Consider the following 20,151-nt stretch of genomic DNA (forward strand, 5'->3'; position numbering starts at 1 on the left):
ACCAGAGTTGGTGCCGGGTGGCCTGGGTCAGTCGCCTGCCAGGGCGATCTGGTCGCGGCCGCTGCGTTTGGCCTGGAGGACCGCGGCGTCGGCGCGGCGGACCAGGGACATCAGGTCGTGGCCTGAGTCGGGGGTGTGTACCGCGACGCCTATTGAGGCGGCCATCCCAGTGATCACTACCGGCCTCCCGTCGGTAGAGATCACCGGGACGGCCATTTCCCTGATCTTGGCCCGGATCCGGCGCGCTGCCCTTATCGCCCGTTGCCGGTCGCTCGCCGGGAACAAGACCAGGAACTCATCGCCGCCGTGACCGCCGTATCGCGCCGCGATACCGCTGTCGTGGGCGACAGACCGTAAGACCTGACCGACTGCCTGGAGCACCGAGTCCCCGGCCAGGTGTCCGTGTTCGTCGTTGACCAGTTTGAACCGGTCCAGGTCCACCACCAGCAGGACGCTTTCCCGTTGTCCCGCGTGGTGCAACGCGGCGGGCGCCTGCTCGGCCCAGCCCCTGCGGTCGAGCAAACCGGTGAGCGGATCCGTCGCCCAGTAACCGTAGGGCTGGCCGCAGGCGTGACAGCTGAGGCCGTGGGCTGTGTCAGCAGTGGTTCCTGAGTACATCGCCGGATCGACCCCCACCGAGTTCATCTCGTATGCCGGGCACCTGTTGCGGTCGTCAACCTGCTGGATGACGGTTGAGCTTGGTCACTTCCGAAGTCTATGGTTGGTGTACCAGGGTTTCAACTGAGGAAAAGGCCGTCACCCGTATGGCCCTTTCTATCAGTAAAATATTCGAAGTGGTCTAGGGGAGGCCCCATGGCTGAGCGGGCAGGTCAGAGCCTGGCCGGCAAGCTGAACCACCTCTTCGCCGTGTCGGCGCCGAGGGCGGGGCAGGAGTACAGCAACGAGCATGTAGCTGCTGCCATCACGGCCAGTGGTGTGACGATCTCGCAGAGTTACATCTGGCAGCTGCGCAAGGGAAACAAGGACAATCCGACCTTCAAACATCTGCAAGCTCTGGCAGGTTTCTTCGGAGTTCCTGTCAGCTACTTCTTTGATGACGAGGTTACGGATAGGGTCGATCGCCAGTTGGCCGATCTGAAGGAAGAGCGGACCAGGCTTCGCCAGCTCGCGGGCAGCAGTGAGGCGCAGCTCATGGCCATGCGCGCTGGAGAACTTTCTCCACAGGGACGCCGACAGGTCATGGACCTGCTCGACGTCGTCTACCGGCTCGAACAGGCCGAGCGGGGCGAGAACGCGGGCGGGTGAAAGGGGCGGTCCCGTGCGGGAACGCGATCTACGACGTCGGTGCCGGCGGTTGCTCAACGAACTGGACATCCGCCCACCGCTGGACGTCACCGAGCTGTGCCGTCGTGTGGGTGAGCGGCGCGGCAAACCGATCCGGCTGGTGGCGCACCCGATCCCGGTGCCGGGGCCCTTCGGGGTGTGGATCGCCACCGAGACGGCCGACTACATCCTGTACCAGGAGCGCACCACCAAATCGCACCAGAACCACATCATCCTGCACGAACTCGGCCATCTCCTGGCCGGTCACCGCAGTGGTGAGGGGCATGACGACCCGATGCTGACCGCGCTCTACCCGGACATCGAGCCGGACGCGGTGCGCAGGGCGCTGCGCCGCACCAGCTATGACGACTCGCAGGAACTCGAGGCGGAAACCGTCGCGACGATCATCCTGGAATGGGCCTCGGTGCTGGACCGGGTCGCGCCCGGTGACTCCGCCGACGTGCCAACCAAGCGGATCGAGAACGCGCTCGGCGACCGGCTGGGCTGGTTGTGAACCCGACCACCATCGTCATGACCGTGCTCCAGGGCGTGCTGCTCTACGGCGCCCTGTTCTGGAAGCTCTACCAGTTCAGCCGGGCCCCGCACGACCGCTCGCTGCGGATCGTGACGGTCTGCCTGGTCGCCGCCGGGTTCGCCTACCCACTGGGCCTGCTCGCCGGCAGCACCGCGGAACCGACCATCGCGGTCATCTTCTACAGCTGGGCGCAGTACAGCCTGCTGATGACGGTGATCTACACCCTGGTGCTGTTCTTCATGTTCACCGCGCTGGACCCGGCGCGGGCCAGGGTGCGGGCCTGGTGGCAGGCGCTGCCGCTGCTGGTCTGCCTGGCCGGGCTGGCCGCGGTCACCTTCTCCGCGCCGGCCGACCCAGGGCCCGGCGGCTACTCGATCGCCACCGTGGCCGGGTTCTACCTCTTCGCCGACGCCTACCTGGCCTACGGCGTGGCCGTGGCGCTGCGCTGGACCCGCCGCTACGCCCGCGGCGCCACCGGCAGGCTGCGCACCGGGTTGCTGATCACCTCGATCGGCGAGGTGCTGCTGATCGCCGCGGCAGGCGGCACCTGCCTGACCGTCGCGCTGATGTGGGCCGGCGTGCCGATGCCGGACTGGACCCGCACGCTGTCCACCTTCATCCTCTTCCCCGGCATCCTGATGTTCATCATCGGCGTGAGCTACCCGGGTGTGCTGATGCGGCTGGCCGCGCTGCGGGTGTGGTGGCAGCACCTGCGCGTCTACCACCAGCTCCGGCCGCTGTGGACCACCCTGCACCGGGCCTTCCCGCAGGACTCGCTGACCCGCGGCCCGGTGCGGCCGGTGCGGGACGCGCTGAGCCTGCGCGGGGTGCACCGCCGCTACTACCGGCGGGTCATCGAGTGCCGGGACGGGCTGGTGCGGATCAGCCCCTACCTCGCGCACGTGCGCGCCGAGTCCGAGGCGCTCTCGCTGGCCGAGGCGTTGCGGGCCGGGTTGCGCGCGCACGCCGAGGGCACCGAGGTGGCCCCGCAGGCGATGTCGCTGGCGCTGCCGGCCGGGGACGGGCTGGACGACGACGTGCGCGAGCTGCTCGCGCTCGCCACCGAGCTGCGCCGGGCCCCCGCCACCGTCTGAACCGGCGGTGAACGGCCGGTGACGCTGCTCACCGGCCGGAGCGCCCCCACCCGTCAGGATCATCTCCGGCGTCATCTACACTGGTCGGGCCCGGTCACACCTGTGCAGTCCGGATCACGACGCCCGTTAGCGGCCGTTTTGACCCTACGCAGGGCCAGCGGGTAACCTGATCCGCTGTTGTGCGGTATACGGTGCGACTAGGGTCCGCCGCGCGTTTTCGAGTTGGTCCTCCAGCTCAAACGCATCACCGCAGTGACATCCCGTGATGTGAGGACGACGAGGTAGACCCGTGCGCACGTACAGCCCGAAGCCCGGCGAGGTGAAGCGCACCTGGCACGTCATTGACGCCCAGGACCTGGTGCTCGGCCGGCTCGCCACCCACGCCGCGACTCTGCTGCGCGGCAAGCACAAGCCCATTTTCGCTCCGCACATCGACACCGGCGACTTCGTCATCGTGATCAACGCGGACAAGGTGGCCCTCACCGGCCAGAAGCGCGACCAGGAGTTCGTGTACCGCCACAGCGGTTACCCGGGCGGTCTGCGCAAGCGCTCGTTCGGCGAGATGATCGACAAGCACCCCACCAAGCTGGTCGAGAAGACCATCAAGGGCATGCTGCCGAAGAACAAGCTCGGCAACGCGATGGGCAAGAAGCTCAAGGTCTACGCCGGCCCGGAGCACCCGCACGCGGCCCAGCAGCCGCAGCCGTTTGAGATCAAGAAGGTCGCCCAGTGACCGCGGCCGACGAGAACTTCGAGGAAGCCAGCGTGAGCACTGAAGAGACCGCAGCCGTCGAGGAATTCGACGCTGCCGCCGAGGTCGTCGAGGACGCCGTCGCGCCCGAGGTCGAGGAGTCCGCGGAGGAGGTCGCCGCCGAGGTGACCGCCACCGACGAGGCTGCCGCCGAGGAGAGCGACACCGACGAGGACGCCGCACCGGTCCGCACGATCCCCGTGCTGTCCAAGCCGGTCCAGACCGTCGGCCGCCGCAAGGAAGCCGTGGTCCGGGTCCGCCTGGTGCCGGGCAGCGGCAAGTTCCTCCTCAACGGCAAGACCCTTGAGGACTACTTCCCGAACAAGGTGCACCAGCAGCTCATCAAGGAGCCGCTGGTGACCCTGGAGAAGGTCGAGGCCTTCGACATCTTCGGGAACCTGCGTGGCGGTGGCCCCTCCGGCCAGGCAGGCGCGCTGCGCCTGGCGATCGCCCGCGCCCTGATCGAGGTCGACAGCGAGGACCGCCCGCCGCTGAAGAAGGCCGGCTTCCTCACTCGTGACCCGCGGGTCAAGGAGCGCAAGAAGTACGGTCTGAAGAAGGCCCGTAAGGCGCCTCAGTACAGCAAGCGCTGATTTACCGCCGCAAGGCAACCAGCGGGAGCAGCTATCCGTATACGGAGAGCTGCTCCCGCTTTTTTGTCATCCGCCGCCCCCAGTTCCCGGAGGACCCCCCGTCATGGCTCGACTGTTCGGCACCGACGGCGTTCGCGGACTCGCCAACGCTGACCTGACCCCGGAGCTAGCGCTCTCCATCGCCGCCGCGGCGGCGCAGGTCCTGGCCGAACACGACCGCTCGCACCGCCCGATCGCGGTGGTCGGCCGTGACCCCAGGGCCAGCGGCGAGATGCTGGAGGCTGCGGTCACCGCGGGCCTGGCCGCGGCGGGCGCGGACGTGCTGCGGGTCGGCGTGCTGCCCACCCCCGCGGTGGCCTTCCTGATCGCCGAGCTGGGCGCGGACCTGGGCGTGATGATCTCCGCCTCGCACAACGCGATGCCGGACAACGGGATCAAGCTGTTCGCCGCGGGCGGGCTGAAGCTGCCGGACACCGTCGAGGACGAGATCGAGGCCAAGCTCGCCGACACCACGGCTGGCAGGCCCACCGGCGCCGGGGTCGGCCGGGTGCGGGACATCGCCGACGCCGGTCAGCGGTACGTGGACCACCTGCTGCTGGCCACCGGTCAGCCGCTGGAAGGCATCAAGGTCGTGGTGGACTGCGCCAACGGCGCCGCGGCCGCGGTCGCCCCGGACGCCTACCGCCGGGCGGGCGCCGAGGTCATCGCGGTGCACGCGGACCCGGACGGCCTCAACATCAACGAGAACTGCGGCTCCACCCACATCGACGGCCTCGGCAAGATCGTGCTGGAGCACGGCGCCGACCTGGGCATCGCGCACGACGGCGACGCCGACCGCTGCCTGGCCGTGGACGCCGACGGCAACATCGTCGACGGCGACCAGATCCTGGCCGTGCTGGCACTGGCCATGAAGGACGCGGGCGAGCTGGCCGAGGACACCCTGGTCGCCACCGTGATGAGCAACCTGGGCCTGCACCTGGCCATGCGCGAGCACGGCGTGCACCTGCGTACCACCGCGGTCGGCGACCGGTACGTGCTGGAGGAGCTGCGCGCCAACGGCTACACCCTGGGCGGCGAGCAGTCCGGCCACGTGGTGCTGCCCGGACACGCCACCACCGGCGACGGCCTGCTCACCGCGCTGCGCCTGATGGCCCGGATGGCCCTGACCGGCAAGTCCCTGGCCGACCTGGCGGGCGTGATGCGCCGGCTGCCGCAGGTGCTGATCAACGTCAAGGTCACCGACAAGGCCGCGGTCGCCAACGCTGTCTCGGTGGCCGAGGCGGTGGCCGCGGTCGAGGCCGAGCTGGCGGGCAACGGCCGGGTGCTGCTGCGCCCCTCCGGCACCGAGCAGCTGGTCCGGGTGATGGTGGAGGCGCCCAGCCAGGACGCCGCCCAGGACGCGGCCCAGCGGCTGGCCGGGGTGGTTTCCGCGGTCCGCTGATCAGCCGCCGCGCTAGGGTGCGGGTGTGATGATCGGTGTGCCGCAGATGATGGTGCTGCTCTTCGTGCTGGTGATGGGCGCGGTGGTGCTGGTGGCCGTGCTGGCCGCGCGCCGGAAGAAGCGCCAGGCGACCGGGTACCCGCCGCCTGGCTACTACCAGCAGCCTGGTCAGTACCCGCCCAACGGACACCAGCCGCCGCCCGGCCAGTACCCGCCCAACGGCCCCGGACCTCAGTAGCGGCCCCCGCTCAACCGGTGGCCAGGTACATTTCTCTCCCAGACGTGGAAAGACCCTGGGGGCCGTGAGATGAGTGTTGAGGACAGGCTGGCCGCCGCGCTGCGACAGCAGTACGAGGCCACCCGGGAGAACGAGCTGCTCCGGGACATGCGCGAGTCGCAGGTGGCCAAGGCCACCGCCTCGGCCAAGGAGGAGCTGGACCAGCAGGGCAAGGTCACCGACCGGGTCACCGCGCACATCACCGAACTGGCCAAGCGCCAGCGCAAGGGCGGCGGCTGGGCCACCAGTTCGGTGATGGATCGCGGGGACGGTCAGTTCCGCTTCGGCGGGGAGGAAGAGGAAGAGGGCTACCGGCCCGCGCCTGCCTACTCCGCGCCCACACCGCCGCCGCCTCCGCCCCCGCCGCCGGTGGCCCCGCCGCCGGTGGCCAGGCGGGCACCCGCCCGGCGGCCCGCGGACGACGATGACGACTATGAACAGCAGTCCTGGCTGAGCTGACCCAGGGCAGGCTGGGTCAGGGCAGGCGGAGCAGGGCCGCGACCACCGTGTGGCCCTGATCGACCGAGACCACCACGGCCGCGCCGCTGATCCCGGCGGTGAGCACGCTGATCAGCTGGAACAGCCCGGCCGCCGCGCCGGTGTCGCCGAGCAACCCGGCCGGGTTGACCGCGCTGGCCGCGCTGAGCAGGCCGGACAGCTCGACCGGTGTGCTGACCAGGCCGACCTCGCCGGGCTTGATCCGGTGCCGGGTCAGCAGCCCGCGCACGCAGTCGGTCACCGCGTCCTGGACCTGGTCCCCGGCCACCAGCCGGGAGCCGAAGCCGAGCACCTCGGCCAGCACCGGCCGCGGACCCGGCGGCTCCAGCAGCAGCACTCCGGCACCCTCGCCCAGCGGCCCGGCCTGCACCGGGTACTGGCCTTCCAGCCACTCGCGTTCCGGGGTCAGCTCCTCGGTGCCGCCGACCAGGGCCCGCGCGCATTGGCCGCCGCCGATCAGCCTGCTCGCGTAGCGCAACGCGCCGAGCACCGCGGCCCGGCCGCCGGCCACGGTCGCGTTCGGGCCGCGCAGCCCGTGCCGGATGGCGCAGATCGAGGCGGGTCCGTTCATCAGCGCGAACGGCACCAGCGAGGGCTCGATGAAGTAGGGCCTGCGCCGGGTCAGCGAACCGCGCACCACGTTGGCCTGGGTGCCCGCGCTGCCGCTGGTGGTGCCCAGCACCAGCGCGGTGTCCGGATCGGCCAGGTCCGGATGCGCGGCGAGCAGTTCGCCGACGGTGAGCACGGCCAGTGCGGCGGCCCGGTCCATCGAGGCGGTGCCCTTGAGTCCGAGCAACGCCTGGATGTCCAGGTCCGGCACGGCGCGGCCGTCGGGCGCCCGGCCGGTGCGCAGACCGGCCAGCAGGGACTCGGTGGCCAGGCCGTAGGCCGAGGCGGCGGTGTGCGCGGTGAGCGCGAGGCCGCTCACGCGGCGGCCCCGAGCAGCACGATCGCGTTGTTGCCGCCGAAGGCGAGTCCGTTGCTCTGCACCACTCGCAGCCGGGCGGGCACCGCGGTGTTGGGCACGCAGTCGATCGGGCACTCCGGATCGGTGACCCGGTGGTTGATCGTCGGCGGGATGAAGCCCTCGGTGATGGCCAGCGCGCAGGCGGCCACCGACAACGCGGTGGCCGCGCCCATGGTGTGCCCGAGCATCGACTTGAGCGAGACGGTGCGGGGCGGGTGCTCGCCGAAGACCTCGCGGATGGCGGCGGTCTCGGTGACGTCGTTGGCCTTGGTGCCGGTGCCGTGCGCGGAGATCAGGTCGACCTGGGCCGGCGCGATGCCCGCGTTGGCCAGCGCGCGGGTCATGCCGAGGGCGATGCCGGCGCGCTCCGGCGCGACCTGGTGGTAGGCGTCGCAGCTCAGGCCGTAGCCGAGCAGTTCGGCATAGATTCGCGCGCCCCTGGCCACCGCGGACTCCCACGGTTCCAGCAGCAGCACCGCGGCGCCCTCGCCGGTCAGGATGCCCTGGCGGTCGGCGTCGAAGGGGCGGCACACGTCGGGAGAGATGGTGCCAAGGCGGTAGAAGCTGGTGAAGGTCAGCCGGCACATCGCGTCCGCGCCGCCGCACAGCGCGAAGTCCGCCTCGCCGGAGCGGATCGCGTCGAAGCCGTTGCCGATCGCGTAGTTGCCCGCCGAGCAGGCCGTGCCCAGGGTGCACAGTTCGACCTCGCGCAGGCCGAGTTCGGTGGCGATGTCCAGGCCCAGCCGGGCGGCGGGCACCTGGGCCGCCAGCAGCGGGTCCCGGTGCCCGTGCTCGGCCGCCAGGTCCGCGGCCACCAGCCGTTCCAGGGTGGGCGCGCCGCCGTCGGTGGTGCCCATCGAGATCAGCCCGTGCCCGGCGCGCAGCCGGTCGAGGTCCGCGCCCGCGTCGCGCACGGCCATGGTCGCGGCGGCCGCGGCGAACTGCCCGGCCCGGCCCAGCGCGGCCGGATCCACCACCCGCAGCCAGTCCGCCGCCTCGAAGCCGGTGACCTCGCAGCCCATCGTGCGGTCGAAGCCGGTGGTGTCGAAGGCGGTGATCGGCCTGGCCCCGCTGCGGCCGGCCCGCAGGCCGTCCCGGAAGGCCCCGGCGCCGATCCCGATGCTGGAGACCACGCCGATCCCGGTGATCGCGACCCGCCGCCCGGTCACGCCTGGCGCGCCCTGGCCAGCACGTCCAGCACCGACTGGAGGTCGACCAGGTGCGCCAGCTCGGACTCGTCCACCTCGATGTCGTACTCGATCTCCAGGTTGGCCAGCAGCTCGATCAGCATCATCGAGTCCGCGCCCAGCTCGGCCAGGAACGAGGTGTCCGGCCCGACCCGTTCCGGTTCGACCCCGAGCACCCTGCTGATCACCGCGCGGATGCGTTCGACCTGGTCCTCCACGGGGTGTGCCGCCTTCCTCCGATGCGCTGACGTCCGGGCCCATTCAACTACGACCCACGCGTTCGCGCGGTAGGGTGCCCGCGCTGACATCAACCGGGGTGGGGATGAGATGCCGAGGACAACGCAGGTGCTGGCCAGGGTGCTGCCCACCGACGTGTCGGATGTGCTGCTGATGGTGACCACGGCCGCCGCGCTGGCCGCGCTGGTGATCTCGATCATGGTGCTGGTCAAGCTCGGCAAGTCCGGGCGAGTGGGTCAGCCGCCCGTGTCCTTCGGGCCGCCGCCCGGGCCGCCCGGACCGGTGGGACAGCCCTTCCCGCCGCAGCCGCAGGCCCACCCCGGCCAGCAGCCCCCACCCGGATGGGGTCAGCCGCAGGGCTGAGTCGAACCCCGGCTCCCTACCCGGAGTACTCGCCCGGTCGGCGGAACCGTTGAACCGTGTGTGCCGGGCAGGCCGGTGTGCCACAGTGAGCGTTGGCCCCAGGCGGGCCAGGCGCCGCGTGCGGTGTGCGCGCGCAAACCGTTGACCGCGGCCGGGAACGGCGGGCGGAACGGCGACGTCTGCGTTGTGAACACTCCAATGGGGAGGAAGGGACCGTGGCAGGTTACGGATCTGATCCGGCGACGATGAACAGGGTCGCCGGCTCCATCGCAGACGGCGCGACCAAGACCAGTGACGGGGTCAAGGACTTCGTGGCCAGCCAGGCCAATCCGGCTGACTTCGGCACGAAGCACCAGGAAAAGGGCGGCCCGTACCGCGACGGCGTGCAGAAGCTGGCCGACGGGGTCAAGGGCATGGTCGAGTCGATGACCGCCTTCTCCAACAAGGTCAAGCAGTCGGCGGGCACCTATCGCGGTTCCGAGTCGACCAACGCGGGCAATGTGCGTAGCTCCGGGGGCAAGTGATGGCCAAGGCTGACTGGAACGAAGTCAAGGCGATCCTTGACAACCCCAACGTCAATCCGGACACCAAGCGCGAGATTCTCGACGAATACCTCGACACGCGCGAGGACGACCGGATTGACGATGAGCACAAGAAGTACATCAAGGATTACTCGCCTGGCCACGACCTCGACGATGAGGACGAGGGCGAGTTCGACGGCGACGATGACGACGAGGACGAGGAACAGGAACTCGACGAGGCCGTCGCCAAGGGCAAGCAGGAAGCCTCTGACGCTGACAACAAAGAGGGCAGCGACAAGAAGGCCAACGACGCCAACAACCAGGCGAAGGACAAGATCGGCAAGGCCCAGCCACCCGCGCTCGGCGGTGGCGGCACCAAGAACTCCAACGAGCTGTTCGACGGTGCGGCCAGCAACCTGGAGATGTTCAAGCGCTACCTGCCCGCCTGGAACATGCGCGGCGTCAAGCACGTCGACTTCCAGACCGGGATCCAGCTCCGGTGGGAAGAGCAGAAGGGCATCGACTTCCAGAAGTTCCTCACCGAGGCCGATGAGTTCACCAAGGCCAAGGCCGCGGTCGACCAGTACATGGACGATGTCGACGGCCAGCTGATCAGCCTCTACGGCGCCTGGGACGGCAAGGCCGCCAGCGCCTCCAGCCAGCACTACAGCGGTGCGGTGCGCCCGCAGCTGGACCAGCTGGTCAAGCAGCTCGGCGGCGCGGGCGAGACGCTGTCCAAGGCGGTCGGCGAGATCTACCGGGCGTGCAAGCTCAAGTGCGAGGAACTGACCAACGCCTTCACCCTGAACATCGGCGGCGCGCCGCCGGAGATGGCCAAGAAGATCGTCACCATCGCGATGCAGGGCCTCACCGGCGACGACGACGCGCAGCGCAACCAGATCAAGGAGGTGGCGAGCTGGCTGGACCGCACGACCGGCAGCGCCACCTCGCGCGCGCTGGACGACGACGACTGTGGAGACCTTGAGGAATCCACCAAGACGATGGTGCGCGACACCTGCAAGAAGTGGGCCGACGGTCCCTTCGACAAGGAGTTCGGCGGCAAGATCACCCAGTTCGAGAACTCCTGCAACGCCGCGCTGACCACGGTCAACGCCCAGTGGGACTCGATCAACAACTTCCTCAAGGGCTACGAGCCGAAGTTCCCCAAGGACGGCACCGGCGGCGGGGGTGACACCGGCGGCAACGGCGGTGGCGGCTCTGGCTCCGGTGGTGGCGGTGGGGGCGGCACGGGTTCCGGCGGTGGGGGCGGCATGCCCAAGCCGCCGTCCATGCCGGAGCTGCCCAAGCCGGAGATCCCGGGCGCGCAGGATCCGTCCAAGCTGCTGGACCAGACCGACCCGTCCAAGGTGCCGGTGCCCAACGACCAGCAGACCGTCACCATCGACGACGGCAGCGGGCGCAAGATCCAGGTGACCGAGCCGACCGATGACGGCAAGGTCAAGCTGATGGTCACCGGGCCGGACGGCAAGCCCAAGCCATACGAGATCGACTTCCAGCTGCCGGGTGAGAAGACCGGCCAGCCCGGTCAGCCGGGAATGCCCGGACAGCCCGGCGGACCCGGTCAGCAGGGTGGCATGCCTGGGGCGCCGCACGAGCGGCTGGACGTCTCCGGCAAGCCCGGTGGCGAGCAGCCGACCCAGATCAAGCCCGGACCGGATGGCACCGCCTCCTTCCGGGACGGCAACTCGCTGATCACCACCCAGCTGGTGCCGGGGTCGAGTGACCAGATGAAGGTCACCATCGACAACATGGACGGCAAGCCGCCGACCACGTACACGGTGAACTTCGAGGACGAGGGTCCCAAGGGCGGGCCTGGCCAGGGGCCGGGCAGCCAGGGCGGTCCCGGCGGTCAGGGTGGCCAGGGCGGGATGCCGCGGCCGATGCCGTTGATCGGCGGCGAGCCTGGCGACATCCGCCAGGGCGGGCCGATGCGGGCCGAGCCGATGCCGTTCCAGCAGCAGGGGCCGTACCAGACCGAACCCGCCTTCGGGCGGATGGAGCCCGGTCAGCACCTGCCGCCGGGACAGCACATGCAGCCGGAGCCCGCCTTCGGGCGTGGCGGCGAGCCGATGATGCCGCAGGGCGCCCAGGGCGGTCCGCCGCCCGGCTGGCAGGGCGGCCCGCCGCAGGGTCCGCCGCCCGGTTGGCAGGGTGGGCCCCCGCCTGGCTGGCAGGGCGGTCCGCCGCCCGGGTTCCCGCCGCAGGGTCCGCCGATGGGTCCGCCGCCAGGGATGCCGCACTGGCAGCAGGAGCCGATGTCGATGCAGCACGGCGGTCCGCCGCCTCCGCCGCCCGGCTGGCAGCCGCCGCCACCACCGCAGCACATGCCGCCGCCGCAGTTCGGCCACGAGCAGGGCTGGCAGGGCGGGCCGCCGCAGGGCAGCCCGCCGCCTCCGCCGGGGTGGCAGCCGCCGCCCCCGCCGCCGCCGAACTGGGGTGGGCCGCAGCCCGGCTTCGCCGGCGGGCCGTTCCCGCCGCCGCAGGGCTTCATCGACGGCACCGGGACGGCCTCGGCCGCCTCGGGCAGCTACGACCTGGGCCACACCACGACCTCGGCGGGCGGCAACCCGGGCAGCCCGTCCGCGGGCAGTGCCTTCGGCGGCGGACCGGGCCAGCCTGCCTCCGGTGGCGCGGGCCTGTCGGACACCAACAGCCCGCAGGCCACCGGTTCCGGTGGCGCCGGGCTGGCCTCGGTGCCCGACGGCGGCGCGTGGAACCAGCAGCAGATGGGCGGTCAGCCCCCGGCCGGTGCGCCGATGGGTGGCGGCATGCCGATGGGCGGCGGCGCGGGCGCCGGTGGCGGCCAGGGCGGCGACCAGGAGCGGCAGGCCAGCAACTGGCGCACGCAGGGCCAGTACTTCTCCATTGACGAGGAGGGCGAGCGGAAGTGGGTCAACCCCGTGCTCGGGGATGACGGGTTCCGCGACCGGTGACCGGACCGGCCCCGCAGTGGGGACAGGCGCCGGGCGGTTATCCGCCGCCCGGCCTCGCCCCTGGCCCGCGGAAGCCGTCGCTGGTCGCGGTGGTGATCGCGTTCGTCTGGGTGCTGGTCAGCGCCGGGGTCGAGGTCGGCTTCGGGCTCAGCGCGGCCGGCGGTAGCCGCCAGGGCGGGTTCCACCTCGGCGTCGGTCAGGTCAAGAACGACATCCTGGGGTACTACGCGATCCCTGGCGCGATGCTGCTGACCGTGCTCCTGGCGGTGCTGACCCTGTTCCGGCAGAACTGGGCCAGGTTCGTCCTGCTCGGGCCCTGTCTGGTCTTCGCGGGTGTGCACCTGTGGCGGCTGATCGAGATGCTGCCGCGCGGGCTGGACGTGCTGGAGCTGGTCACCCGGATCTGGTTCGTGCTGTTCTGGCTGATCGGACTGCTGCTGTACCTGCTGCCGCCGGTGAACCGGGCGCTGGGCAAGCCGCGGCCGATGGGCTTCCCGGCACAGCAGTTCGGCGGGCAGCCGGGCTGGGGCGCGCCGCCGCAGCAGCAGGGCGGCCACCAGGGCCGGCCGCCGGGCTGAGTCAGCGGCGCGCGGGCGTGGGCAGCGGGCCGCGGGTGTAGTCGATGGTGCAGCCGCGGACCTCCTCCTCCAGCAGTGCGCTGTAGGCGCGGGTGCCGGTGAGGATGCGCAGCAGGAACGCGGTGGCCAGGGCCTTGGTCAGGCGCTGGGTGGTGTGGTGGGAGCGGCCGTCCAACAGCAGGTCGCTCCAGTGTCTGCCCTCGGTGAAGGCCAGGTGGGTGGCCTTGGTGATGCCGCGCAGCTGCACCGGTCCGGCCCAGGCCTGGGCGACCGGCTCCACGTGGCCGACGGTGGGGGCGACCAGGTCCTGCGCCGCGGACAGGTGCAGGCCGGGCATGGCGCACTGGTGCGCGGCGTCCAGCGCGGAGGGCCGGGTCTCGGCCAGCGCCAGGGTGACCACGGCGCGGATCCGCTCGTCCTCGGCCGCGGCCAGCACCGCGGCGCCAGCGCCCATCGAGTGACCGGCCAGGGCCAGCCGTTCCGGGTGCACGCTGATCTGGCCCTCGCCAAGGCGAACGCCGGTGCAGACGTCCAGCGTGGTGCGCAGGTCGGCGGCGAAGAGGCGGTGACTGGGCAGCGCGCCGGTGTGCGTGCCGGGGGCGGCGACCACGATGCCCCAGCTCGCCAGGTGTTTGAGCAGGCCGAGGTAGCGGCGGGTGGGCTGCAGCCAGCCGTGGCCGAAGGCGACGGCAGGCAGGCCGAGTCCCCGCGCCGGGGTGACGATCACGCCGGGCAGGCCGATCAGGCCGAGGTCCCCGCGTAGCACCTTGTGCGGACCGGGGCGGGACAACGTCACCAGCGCCTGCTTGGCCGTCAGGGCCTTGACCGCGCGTGCCATGCCCCGAAAGGTAGTGGATACCGGCCCGCCGGGCTGGCGTCGGCCCGAGGTTTGGACCAATCCGACTCCTCCGGCAGCAGCGCCTACCCTGTCCCGAGTGTGTGGGATCGTGGGATACGTAGGTCATCGGCCGGCCCTGACCGTCGTGCTGGACGGGTTGCGGCGGCTGGAGTACCGGGGTTATGACTCGGCGGGCGTGGCCGTGCTCGACGGCGACGGCGGATTGGCCGTGGAGCGCAAGGCCGGGCCGCTGGTCAACCTGGAGACCAGGCTGGACGAGGTCGGCCGGGACGGGTTCGCCGGGACCAGTGGCATGGGCCACACCCGGTGGGCCACGCACGGCGCGCCGACCGACCGCAACGCGCACCCGCACCAGGACACCAGCGGCAGGCTCGCCGTGGTGCACAACGGCATCATCGAGAACTTCATCGCGCTGCGCGCCGAGCTGGAGGCCGCCGGGATCGAACCGGCCAGCGACACCGACAGCGAGACCGCGGCGCACCTGATCGCCGCCGCCTACCTCGACGGCCCGGCCGCCGGTGACCTGGCCGCCTCGGTGCGCCTGGTCTGCCGCCGGCTGGAGGGCGCCTTCACCCTGGTCGTCACGCATGCCGACCACCCGGACCTGATCATCGCCGCCCGCCGGTCCTCGCCGCTGGTGGTCGGGGTCGGCGACGGGGAGAACTTCGTCGCCTCCGATGTGGCCGCCTTTATCGAGCACACCCGCGACGCGGTCGAGCTGGGCCAGGACCAGGTGGTCGAGCTGACCCGCGCCGGGTACCGGGTCACCGACTTCCACGGCGAGGACGCGCCGAGCACGCCGTTCCACGTGGACTGGGACCTCGCGGCCGCGGAGAAGGGCGGCCACGAGTACTTCATGCTCAAGGAGATCGAGGAGCAGCCCGACGCGCTGGCCAACACGCTGCGCGGGCACTTCCAGGACGGCCGGATCGTGCTCGACGAGCAGCGGCTGTCCGACCAGGACCTGCGGGACGTGGACAAGGTGTTCGTGGTGGCCTGCGGTTCGGCCTACCACTCCGGGCTGGTCGCCAAGTACGCCATCGAGCACTGGACCCGGCTGCCCGTCGAGGTCGAGCTGGCCAGCGAGTTCCGCTACCGGGACGCGGTGCTGGACCGCTCCACCCTGGTGGTGGCGGTTTCCCAGTCCGGCGAGACCGCGGACACCCTGGAGGCGGTGCGGCACGCTCGCGAGCAGAAGGCCAGGGTGCTGGCGGTCTGCAACACCAACGGCGCGCAGATCCCGCGCGAGTCCGACGCGGTGCTCTACACCCACGCCGGACCGGAGATCGGGGTCGCCTCCACCAAGGCGTTCCTGGCCCAGATCGCGGCCAACTACCTGGTCGGCCTGGCCCTGGCGCAGGCCCGCGGCACCAAGTACCCGGACGAGGTCGCGCGCGAGTTCCACGAGCTGGAGGCGATGCCGGCCGCGGTCGCCCAGGTTCTGTCCACTGTGGACAAGATGCGCGAGCTGGCCAGGGAGCTGGCCGACTCCAAGGCGGTGCTGTTCCTTGGCCGCCACGTGGGTTACCCGGTGGCGCTGGAGGGCGCGCTCAAGCTCAAGGAGCTGGCCTACATGCACGCCGAGGGCTTCGCCGCCGGTGAGCTGAAGCACGGGCCGATCGCGCTGATCGAGGAGGGGCTGCCGGTCGTGGTGGTCATGCCCTCGCCGAAGGGCCGGGCGGTGCTGCACAGCAAGCTGCTGTCCAACATCCAGGAGATCAGGGCCCGCGGCGCGCGCACCATCGTGATCGCCGAGGAGGGCGATGAGACGGTGCGGCCCTTCGCCAACGACCTGATCGAACTGCCCGCGGTGCCCACCCTGTTGCAGCCGCTGGTCTCCACCATCCCGCTGCAGGTGCTGGCGGCCGAGATCGCCCGCGCCCGCGGCTACGACGTGGACAAGCCGCGCAACCTGGCCAAGTCGGTCACCGTCGAGTGAGCGGGGTCTGGGGCGCCGACCGGGTCCGGGCGGCCGAGCACGAGGTGTTCAAGCGGGTCCCCGAGGGCGCGCTGATGCGCCGGGCCGCCTTCGGCCTGGCCGGCTACGCCATGACCATGCTGGCCGAGCTGACCGGCGGGGTGGCCGGGCGGCGGGTGACGCTGCTGGTGGGCGCGGGCAACAACGGCGGGGACGCGTTGTGGGCCGGGCACTTCCTGCGGCGGCGCGGGGTCGCGGTGGAAGCCGTGCTGCTCAACCCGGATCGCGCGCACCCGGCCGGACTGGCCGCGCTGCGCCGCTCCGGCGGCCGGATCGCGGCTGATCACCTGACCGCGGTGCGCTCGGCGGACCTGGTGCTCGACGGCATCGTCGGCCTGTCCGCCCGCGGCCCGCTGCGCCCCGCCGCGGCCGAGTTGGTCGAGCAGGTCGAGGCCCCGATCCTGGCCGTGGACCTGCCCAGCGGCGTCGACCCGGACACCGGCGTGGTCGCCGGAGCGGCGGTGCACGCGGCCGCCACGGTCACCTTCGGCTGTCTCAAGCCGGTGCACGTGCTGGCCGCCGGGCACTGCGGCGAGATCCACCTGGTCGATATCGGCATCGGCCCTGACCTGGGCGAACCCGAGTTGGTGGTGCTCTCCGACGCGGAGGTCGGCGCCCGCTGGCCGGTGCCCGGCCCCACCGACGACAAGTACACCCAGGGCGTCACCGGCATCGCGGCCGGTTCCGCGGTCTACCCGGGCGCGGCGGTGCTGGCCGTCGGCGCGGCCATCCGGGCCACCTCCGGCATGGTCCGCTACGCCGGCGAGGCCGCCGACCCGGTGCGCGACCGCTGGCCCGAGGTGGTGGCCACCGGCTCGGTCACCGACGCCGGCCGGGTGCAGTCCTGGGTGGTCGGTCCCGGCCTGGGCACCGGCAAGGCGGGCGCCGAGGCGCTGCGCCGGGTACTGGCCGCCGGAGTCCCGGTGTGCGCGGACGCGGACGCGATCACCCTGCTGGCGGCCGAGGAGTCGCGGTGGGACGAGCGCGATCCGGACACCCCCATGGTGCTCACCCCGCACGACCGCGAGTTCGCCCGCTTCGCCGGCGCCGTCGGCGCGGACCGGATCGCCGCGGCCCGCCGCGCCGCCCAACGGACCGGCGCGGTGGTGCTGCTCAAGGGCCACGCCACCATCGTCGCCGCCCCGGACGGCCGGGTGCTGGTCAACCCGGCCCGCTCGGCCTGGCTGGCCACCGCCGGATCGGGTGACGTGCTCTCCGGCCTGATCGGCGCGCTGCTGGCGAGCGGGCTGGACCCCTGGCTGGCCGCGGGCTGCGCGGTGCGCGCGCACGAGCTGGCCGGTCAGCTGGCCGCACGCGATGCGCCCACTTCGGCCTCGGTGCTGGTCGAGGTGCTGCCGCAAGCTATTCGAACCCTGCGGGTAGCGGCTGGATTCAGGTGATCTGGCCCAAAGAAAAACCCGGCCCACAAGGGGCCGGGCGGGTATGAGGCCACAGTACCCCCTGGCGGAGGGGGAGACAACTGGACTACCAGCCGGGTGGCCGGTGGTAGGCACGCACGGGGTCCGGGAGCTGGTGCGAGGTGTAGTCGGCCGCGGTGAGAGTGCGCCACCAGTGGCGGCCGACGCCGATGTTCGCGTCGGCGGACAGGTCGCCCGCGGTGTAGCCGCTGCCGGGGTTGACGACGCCGACCGGCACTCGATGCCACGCTTCTCGGACAGGTAGGCGTAGGTCGCTGTCATTGCTGATCACGACCGCGGCGTCGACGGCCTGGGAGAGGACGTCGACCAGCAGGTGGGTGGCGACGTTGACGTCGGAACCCTTCTCCTCCCAGGTGGCCACCGAGGCGATGAACTTCGCGTCAGGCACCGGCCTACCGTGCCGCTGGATCTTCACCGGCCAGTCGGGCTCGACCAGGACCGGGCGCCTGCGGTTGCCCGCGACGGCCAGCGGGCGCTTGATGACCTTGCTGATGTAGTTGCCGTACTCGATGTGGTCGACACTGCCGGAGGCACGCAGTGCTCTGAGATACACGTCCTGGTCAGCGGAGCCGCTGGGGTTGGTGGCGCCGTCGATCCGGGCTGTGCAGTAGACCACCCGGGTGACCGTCGCCGCCGGCCACCGCTGCCCTTGTTCGGCGACCGTGGTGCGGGCCAGCCCGCGCACGTTCAGCCAGCGCCAGCCCGGGGTTCCCCGGCCACAGCGTTTCCGGCCGCCGTAGTAGAGGTTGTACCCGTCGACGTAGATCCCCACCCTCATCAGGCGACCGTAGCGACCTGGCCAGGCCCTCTTCGGGGTTTGGCCCACTTATCCACAACCGAGAGCTGGCTGCTGGCAATTGTCACCCGGAAAGCCGTGGGTAGCGGCTGGATTCAGGTAGAAAACCGGCAGTTCGATGACCATTTGAGGGTGCCGACAGCCCCCCGATGTCCATAGGGTGAGCCCAGGTGTGCGGCTTCGGACACAGCGGGGTGAGTGGATGAGTCAGGTCCGCGTCTTGGGCGAGTCGGTGGAGCGGGGCGAGGAGGTGCTCACCCCGGCCGCATTGGAGTTCGTGGCCGGGTTGCACCGGGCGTTCGGGGCGCGGCGGGCCGAGTTGCTCGCCCGGCGGGCCGAGCGGCGGGCGCTGGCCGCCGGGGACCGGCGGCTGGACTTCCTGCCGGAGACGCGGGAGATCCGCGAGTCGGAGTGGCGGGTCGCCGAGGCGCCCGCTGATCTGCGGGACCGGCGGGTGGAGATCACCGGGCCGACCGAGCGGAAGATGGCGATCAACGCGCTCAACTCCGGGGCCAAGGTGTGGCTGGCCGATCTGGAGGACGCGAACACCCCGCACTGGCGCAACGTGGTCTCCGGGCAGGTCAACCTGGCCGACGCGGTGCGCAAGAAGATCGAGCTGAGCACGCCGGAGGGCAAGCGGTACGCGCTGAGCCCGGACGTCGAGCACGCGGTGATCGTGGTGCGGCCGCGGGGCTGGCACCTGGACGAGGCGCACCTGCTGGTCGACGACGAGCCGGTGGCCGGCGCGCTGGTGGACTTCGGGCTGTACTTCTTCCACAACGCCGCCGAGCTGATCGCCCGTGGCAGCGGCCCCTACTTCTATCTGCCCAAGCTGGAGAGCCACCTCGAGGCCCGGCTGTGGAATGACGTGTTCACCCAGGCCCAGGCCGAGCTGGACATCCCGCTGGGCACCGTGCGGGCCACCGTGCTGATCGAGACCATCCCGGCCGCCTTCGAGATGGACGAGATCCTCTACGAGCTGCGGGACCACGCCTCCGGGCTGAACGCGGGCCGCTGGGACTACCTGTTCAGCATCATCAAGACCTTCCGGGACGCCGGGCCCGAGTTCGTGCTGCCCGACCGCAACAGCGTCACCATGACCGCGCCGTTCATGCGCGCCTACACCGAACTGCTGGTGCGCACCTGCCACCGCCGCGGTGCGTTCGCCATGGGCGGGATGGCCGCGTTCATCCCGAACCGGCGCGATCCGGAGGTCACCGCGACCGCGCTGGCCAAGGTGCGGGAGGACAAGCAGCGGGAGGCCGAGGACGGCTTCGACGGGTCCTGGGTGGCGCATCCGGACCTGGTGCCGGTCTGCCGCGAGGTCTTCGACGCCAAGCTGGGCGATGCCCCCAACCAGCTCGCCCGGACCAGGGACGATGTGCAGGTCAAGGCGGAGCAGCTGCTGGACGTGGCCTCGGCCGAGGGGTCGGCGACGCTGGCCGGGCTGCGCAGCGCGGTGGACGTCGGGGTGCGCTACATCGCCTCCTGGCTGGCGGGCAACGGCGCGGCGGCCATCCATAACCTGATGGAGGACGCGGCCACCGCGGAGATCTCCCGGTCCCAGCTCTGGCAGTGGATCTACAACGACGTCGGCCTGGACACCGGCGAGCCGGTCACCGCGGACCTGGTGCGCCGGGTGCTCGCCGAGATCACCGCGCACCTGCGCGGCGAGCACCTGCCCAACCTGGACGCCGCGGCCGATCTGTTCGAGCAGGTCACCCTGGCCAAGGACTACCCGGACTTCCTGACCTTGCCTGCCTACCAGCGCATCGTGACCAGCTAGGGAGAGAGTCCAC

21 protein-coding genes are annotated in these 20,151 nt (G+C 71.3%); 15 read left to right on the forward strand and 6 right to left on the reverse strand.

The window, feature by feature from the left end; translation table 11 throughout:
- Nucleotides 1–27: 27 nt before the first annotated feature.
- On the reverse strand, nt 28–645 hold the full coding sequence (locus MZC64_RS03435; protein WP_308300952.1) for a GGDEF domain-containing protein: 618 nt from the start codon (nt 643–645) through the stop codon (nt 28–30).
- A gap of 168 nt (nt 646–813) precedes the next feature.
- Between MZC64_RS03435 and MZC64_RS03440 the strand changes: the two genes are divergently transcribed.
- The 8 genes from MZC64_RS03440 (at nt 814) to MZC64_RS03475 (ending at nt 6,434) form a co-directional block, all read left to right on the forward strand.
- Entirely contained in the window at nt 814–1,266 is a 453-nt protein-coding gene (locus tag MZC64_RS03440) for a helix-turn-helix domain-containing protein (protein WP_247755584.1), read from the forward strand.
- 13 nt (nt 1,267–1,279) lie between these two features.
- A complete protein-coding gene (locus tag MZC64_RS03445; RefSeq protein ID WP_185000362.1) occupies nt 1,280–1,798 on the forward strand; it encodes a hypothetical protein in 519 nt (172 codons plus the stop codon).
- 17 nt (nt 1,799–1,815) lie between these two features.
- Nucleotides 1,816–2,913 (forward strand): MAB_1171c family putative transporter, encoded by a 1,098-nt coding sequence (locus MZC64_RS03450; protein WP_247755585.1) that lies wholly within the window; start codon nt 1,816–1,818, stop codon nt 2,911–2,913.
- A gap of 289 nt (nt 2,914–3,202) precedes the next feature.
- Complete coding sequence (gene rplM / locus MZC64_RS03455) at nt 3,203–3,646, forward strand: 50S ribosomal protein L13 (protein ID WP_185000358.1); 444 nt, start codon at nt 3,203–3,205, stop codon at nt 3,644–3,646.
- A 143-nt stretch (nt 3,647–3,789) separates the two neighbouring features.
- Nucleotides 3,790–4,257 (forward strand): 30S ribosomal protein S9, encoded by a 468-nt coding sequence (gene rpsI / locus MZC64_RS48515; protein WP_374205636.1) that lies wholly within the window; start codon nt 3,790–3,792, stop codon nt 4,255–4,257.
- A 103-nt stretch (nt 4,258–4,360) separates the two neighbouring features.
- Nucleotides 4,361–5,698 carry a phosphoglucosamine mutase gene (gene glmM / locus MZC64_RS03465; protein WP_247755587.1) on the forward strand — a complete coding sequence of 446 codons (1,338 nt, stop codon included), beginning with the start codon at nt 4,361–4,363 and terminating at the stop codon, nt 5,696–5,698.
- A 25-nt stretch (nt 5,699–5,723) separates the two neighbouring features.
- Nucleotides 5,724–5,936 carry a hypothetical protein gene (locus MZC64_RS03470; protein ID WP_247755588.1) on the forward strand — a complete coding sequence of 71 codons (213 nt, stop codon included), beginning with the start codon at nt 5,724–5,726 and terminating at the stop codon, nt 5,934–5,936.
- Between the two features lie 69 nt (nt 5,937–6,005).
- Nucleotides 6,006–6,434 carry a hypothetical protein gene (locus MZC64_RS03475; protein ID WP_247755589.1) on the forward strand — a complete coding sequence of 143 codons (429 nt, stop codon included), beginning with the start codon at nt 6,006–6,008 and terminating at the stop codon, nt 6,432–6,434.
- 16 nt (nt 6,435–6,450) lie between these two features.
- Here the strand turns inward: MZC64_RS03475 and MZC64_RS03480 are convergent, their stop codons facing one another.
- From MZC64_RS03480 to MZC64_RS03490, 3 genes are read right to left on the reverse strand one after another with little or no spacing between them, the layout of a single operon-like run.
- Entirely contained in the window at nt 6,451–7,401 is a 951-nt protein-coding gene (locus MZC64_RS03480; RefSeq protein ID WP_247755590.1) for a beta-ketoacyl synthase N-terminal-like domain-containing protein, read from the reverse strand.
- Entirely contained in the window at nt 7,398–8,609 is a 1,212-nt protein-coding gene (locus MZC64_RS03485) for a beta-ketoacyl-[acyl-carrier-protein] synthase family protein (protein WP_247755591.1), read from the reverse strand. The genes MZC64_RS03480 and MZC64_RS03485 overlap by 4 nt, the downstream gene beginning before the upstream one ends.
- Nucleotides 8,606–8,845 carry a phosphopantetheine-binding protein gene (locus MZC64_RS03490; RefSeq protein ID WP_247755592.1) on the reverse strand — a complete coding sequence of 80 codons (240 nt, stop codon included), beginning with the start codon at nt 8,843–8,845 and terminating at the stop codon, nt 8,606–8,608. Before MZC64_RS03490 ends, MZC64_RS03485 begins: the two co-directional genes overlap by 4 nt.
- A gap of 109 nt (nt 8,846–8,954) precedes the next feature.
- On the opposite strand from MZC64_RS03490, the gene MZC64_RS03495 reads away from it, so the two are divergent.
- From MZC64_RS03495 to MZC64_RS03510, 4 genes are all read left to right on the forward strand, one after another.
- A complete protein-coding gene (locus MZC64_RS03495) occupies nt 8,955–9,227 on the forward strand; it encodes a hypothetical protein (protein WP_247755593.1) in 273 nt (90 codons plus the stop codon).
- 245 nt (nt 9,228–9,472) lie between these two features.
- Nucleotides 9,473–9,751, forward strand: coding sequence for a hypothetical protein (locus MZC64_RS03500; protein ID WP_247755594.1), 279 nt, complete (start codon nt 9,473–9,475; stop codon nt 9,749–9,751).
- Nucleotides 9,751–12,702, forward strand: a complete 2,952-nt coding sequence (locus MZC64_RS47560; protein ID WP_282104638.1) for a WXG100 family type VII secretion target — start codon at nt 9,751–9,753, stop codon at nt 12,700–12,702. Before MZC64_RS03500 ends, MZC64_RS47560 begins: the two co-directional genes overlap by 1 nt.
- Nucleotides 12,699–13,280, forward strand: coding sequence for a hypothetical protein (locus MZC64_RS03510; protein WP_247755595.1), 582 nt, complete (start codon nt 12,699–12,701; stop codon nt 13,278–13,280). Before MZC64_RS47560 ends, MZC64_RS03510 begins: the two co-directional genes overlap by 4 nt.
- Before the next feature lies 1 nt (nt 13,281).
- On the opposite strand, the gene MZC64_RS03515 is transcribed toward MZC64_RS03510, so the two are convergent.
- Nucleotides 13,282–14,118, reverse strand: a complete 837-nt coding sequence (locus tag MZC64_RS03515) for a dienelactone hydrolase family protein (RefSeq protein ID WP_247755596.1) — start codon at nt 14,116–14,118, stop codon at nt 13,282–13,284.
- A 97-nt stretch (nt 14,119–14,215) separates the two neighbouring features.
- Between MZC64_RS03515 and glmS the strand changes: the two genes are divergently transcribed.
- Nucleotides 14,216–16,078, forward strand: coding sequence for a glutamine--fructose-6-phosphate transaminase (isomerizing) (gene glmS / locus MZC64_RS03520; protein ID WP_247755597.1), 1,863 nt, complete (start codon nt 14,216–14,218; stop codon nt 16,076–16,078).
- Nucleotides 16,075–17,517, forward strand: coding sequence for an NAD(P)H-hydrate dehydratase (locus tag MZC64_RS03525; RefSeq protein WP_247755598.1), 1,443 nt, complete (start codon nt 16,075–16,077; stop codon nt 17,515–17,517). Before glmS ends, MZC64_RS03525 begins: the two co-directional genes overlap by 4 nt.
- Nucleotides 17,518–17,602: 85 nt before the next feature.
- Here MZC64_RS03525 and MZC64_RS03530 read toward each other — a convergent pair whose 3' ends face one another.
- Nucleotides 17,603–18,334, reverse strand: coding sequence for an NYN domain-containing protein (locus MZC64_RS03530; protein WP_247755599.1), 732 nt, complete (start codon nt 18,332–18,334; stop codon nt 17,603–17,605).
- Between the two features lie 220 nt (nt 18,335–18,554).
- Here MZC64_RS03530 and aceB point away from each other — a divergent pair, with 220 nt between their 5' ends.
- Entirely contained in the window at nt 18,555–20,138 is a 1,584-nt protein-coding gene (gene aceB / locus MZC64_RS03535; RefSeq protein ID WP_247755600.1) for a malate synthase A, read from the forward strand.
- The last annotated feature ends 13 nt before the right edge of the window (nt 20,139–20,151 follow it).

Source organism: Crossiella sp. S99.2, assembly GCF_023094165.1.
In the GTDB taxonomy this organism is placed as follows: domain Bacteria; phylum Actinomycetota; class Actinomycetes; order Mycobacteriales; family Pseudonocardiaceae; genus Crossiella.